Below are 254 nucleotides of genomic sequence, written 5' to 3' on the forward strand. Positions count from 1 at the left end.
TCTCCGGGAGGCGGTGCTGTCGACCCGCGCGGGGATGCCCTTGCCGCGCGTCGCGGGCGGAGCGGAGTACGTCGAGGACGTGGCGCTCGCCACGGGCACCATGTCGGAGGCGTTCTGGCGGGTGAATGCGGGCGTGCTGCGCAGCGGTCGGGAGCGTCACGTCCCCGCGGCGGCGCAGCGGGTGGGACCGCTCGAGGCGCTGCGCATGTTCTTCGGGTTCCTCGTCGCCGCCTTCCGCAACGCTCCGCGCGCGT

Annotated in this window: 1 protein-coding gene; it reads left to right on the top strand. The window is 74.8% G+C overall.

What is annotated here, in order from left to right:
• Positions 1-254, top strand: a 254-nt coding sequence (locus ACZ3GY_RS24475; protein WP_465912391.1) for a hypothetical protein, incomplete at both ends; no start/stop codon positions are given.

This window comes from Pseudomonas sp. PME37.24/006 (genome assembly GCF_055556635.1).